The organism is Xenorhabdus littoralis, assembly GCF_033949345.1.
GTDB lineage: Bacteria > Pseudomonadota > Gammaproteobacteria > Enterobacterales > Enterobacteriaceae > Xenorhabdus > Xenorhabdus littoralis.
The window spans coordinates 1-3,413 of record NZ_VCDP01000137.1; the positions used below are offsets into that span (position 1 = coordinate 1).

Annotated in this window: 1 protein-coding gene; it reads left to right on the plus strand. The window is 56.2% G+C overall.

What is annotated here, in order from left to right; genetic code table 11:
* Nucleotides 1-3,413: amino acid adenylation domain-containing protein (locus FE394_RS18490; RefSeq protein WP_319927801.1), on the plus strand; the 3,413-nt coding region annotated here is incomplete at both ends.

Consider the following 3,413-nt stretch of genomic DNA (forward strand, 5'->3'; position numbering starts at 1 on the left):
GTCGCGATATTGGCGGATGCGCCACATTCGCCGGCACTGGCGGTGGATGTGGTGCCCGCTGCTGAACGCCAGCAGCTACTGGCGGACTTCAACGTCACTGAGCGTGACTTCCCGCAAGCGGCCCTGATCCATGAGTTGTTTGAGCTACAGGCTGCACGTACTCCGGATGCCACCGCTGTGCTATTTGAAGGGCAGTCACTCAGCTATGGTGATCTGAACCGCCGTGCCAACCAGCTGGCGCATCATTTAATTGCACTGGGCGTACAGCCCGATGATCGGGTGGCTATCTGTGTTGAACGCAGTCCGGCGATGGTGGTGGGGCTGCTGGGAGCCCTTAAAGCCGGCGGCGCCTATGTGCCCCTCGACCCAACCTATCCGACCGAACGGCTGGCCTATATGCTGGCAGATGCGGCGCCGGTGGTCCTGCTGACCCAGATGTCATTGACTGAAAAATTAGGCAGCGACCTGCCGACGGTGCTGCTGGATACCCCGGCCTGCGATACCTGTGCGGACAATAACCCTGATACCCAGGCACGGGGGCTGACCCCACACCATCTGGCGTATGTGATTTACACCTCCGGCTCCACCGGTCAGCCTAAAGGGGTTATGGTTGAACATAGCGGTCTGCGCAACCTGATTAATACCCAAATTGAAGCATTCCATATCACAGCCGACAGTCGGTTATTGCAGTTTGCTTCTTTCAGCTTCGATGCCTGCATCTCTGAAATTGCTACTACACTGTGTCAAGGTGCCTGCCTTGTTCTGGCATCCCGCGAAGCCTTGTTGCCCGGTGAGGCTTTGCTCAAGACTCTGCAAACTCAGGAGATCACCCATGTGACTCTTCCCCCTGTTGCAGCCAGTGCCTTAGCGCCTGATGCCGACCTGCCTGACTTGATGACTTTAGTTTTGGCCGGTGAAGCTTGCCCGCCCGCATTGGTCAAACGATGGGCGTCGGGACGACGGATGATCAATGCCTATGGGCCGACAGAATGTACCGTCTGTGCAACACTTTATCTGTGTGATGTCCGGGATGAAAAAGCGCCTCCTATTGGTCAACCCATTGCCAACACCCGGATTTATATTCTGGATGCACAAGGCCAGCCGGTGCCTCTTGGTGTGGCCGGTGAGATCCACATTGGTGGTGCTGGTGTAACCCGAGGCTACCTCAACCGCCCGGCACTGACGGCAGAGCGTTTTATTCCTGACTCCTTCTCAGCAGTTCCAGATGCCCGTCTGTACAAGACCGGCGACCTCGGCCGCTGGCTACCGGATGGCAATATCGAGTACCTTGGCCGCAACGATTTTCAGGTCAAGCTGCGCGGTTTCCGCATTGAGCTCGGTGAAATCGAGACACGCCTCGCCCAATGCTCTGGAGTACGCGAAGCGGTTGTTATCGCTCGCGAAGATATTCCCGGAGAAAAACGTCTGGTGGCCTATCTCCAGCCTCAGTCCGGCGTTGAACTGGTGCCGGCCGAACTGCGCCAGCAACTGGCGCAACATCTGGCTGATTATATGCTGCCCAGCGCTTTTGTGACGCTGGAAACTTTCCCGCTGACCCCTAACGGTAAACTTGACCGTAAGGCGCTGCCCGACCCTGAGCAGTCTGCCGTGGCAACGCGGGGTTATGAAGCACCTGAGGGCGAACTGGAAACCCTGCTGGCGCAGATTTGGCAGGAACTGCTGGGCTTGGAGCGTGTCGGCCGTCATGATCATTTCTTTGAACTCGGCGGGCATTCACTGATGGCGGTCAGCCTGATTGAGCGATTGCGTGGCGCTGGTTGGTTGCTTGATGTCCGTAGTGTTTTCTCCACACCTGTGCTCATCGAAATGGCTCAGATGATACAAACACATCAGGGTAAACCTGTCTTCGTCGTACCGCCTAATCGCATTACCGAAGATTGTATTACCCTCACTCCAGATCTGTTACCGCTGGTGAAACTATCCCAGTCTGAGCTCGATACCATTGTCAACACCGTTCCCGGTGGTGCGGCCAATGTGCAGGATATCTACCCGCTCGCCCCATTACAGGAAGGTATTCTGTTCCACCATCGCTTGCAGGAGCAAGGGGATACCTATCTGTTAAACAGCCTGGTGGCTTTTGATAGCCGTACACGTCTTGATGCTTTCCTTGGTGCCCTGCAACAAGTGATCGACCGCCACGATATTCTGCGTACCGCCATCTGCTGGCAGGGACTGCCCCAGCCCGTACAAGTGGTCTGGCGTCAGGCATCCCTGTCGGTGAACACCTTTGTGCCCGTTTCCGCAGAGAATGTGCTGGCTCAGCTACAGACCCACACCAACCCACGCCAGCGTCGGCACGATCTCAGTCAGGCACCGCTGCTGACCGCCGATATTGCCTATGATCCGACCAGTCATGAGTGGTTGTTGGCTTTGGGCTTCCACCATCTGATCGGCGATCATATGACACTGGAACTTATCATCGCTGAAATCCGCCTGTTGTTGCAGGGGCGTACGGGAGAACTGCCCAATTCGCTGCCATACCGCAACTTTATCGCCCAAACCCTGAGCGTACCGGTTTCTGTGCATGAGGATTACTTCCGCACGCAGCTCGCCGATGTCGATGAACCAACCTCTCCCTTCGGTTTGCTTAATGTGCAAGGCGACGGTGAAGATGTGTCCGAAATTAATATACCTCTAGATCCCACACAGGCCCGGGCGATCCGCAATCAGGCCCGCCGTCTGGGTATCAGCCCAAGTGTAATGTTCCATGTTGCCTGGGCACAGGTGTTGGCACAGACCAGCGGCCGTGATGATGTGGTCTTCGGCACCGTACTGTTGGGCCGTCTGCAAGGCTCTGCCGGCGCCGATCGGGTCATGGGGTTATTTATTAATACCCTGCCATTGCGGGTATCCCTTGCCGGTCGCAGTGCACTGGAAGTGGTACAGGCCACCTACCGTAACCTCACAACATTGCTGGAGCATGAACAGGCTCCTCTGGCGCTGGCCCAGCGTTGCAGTGGTGTGACGTCACCAATGCCATTGTTCAGCGCCCTGCTTAACTACCGCCATAGCCAGCCAGACGCAGACGATACAATCTGGGATGGCATGCGTTTGTTGGCGACAGAGGAGCGTACTAATTATCCATTGACCCTCTCGGTGGATGATTTAGGGGAAGGCTTCCATCTCGTGGCTCAGACTATTTCAGGGATTGACCCCACTCGGGTGGCAAACTATCTGGTTACGGCCATCAGCAGCCTGATTGAAGCACTGGCAACTGAATCCCAGCAATCTATTTTGAGCCTGCCGGTTCTGCCTGCTGCTGAACGTCAGCAATTGATGAATTTCAACGCCACCCAGGCGGATTTCCCGCAGGACGCCCTGATCCATGAATTGTTCGAACAACAGGCGGCCCGTACCCCGGATGCCACCGCAGTGGTGTTTGAAGAATACGC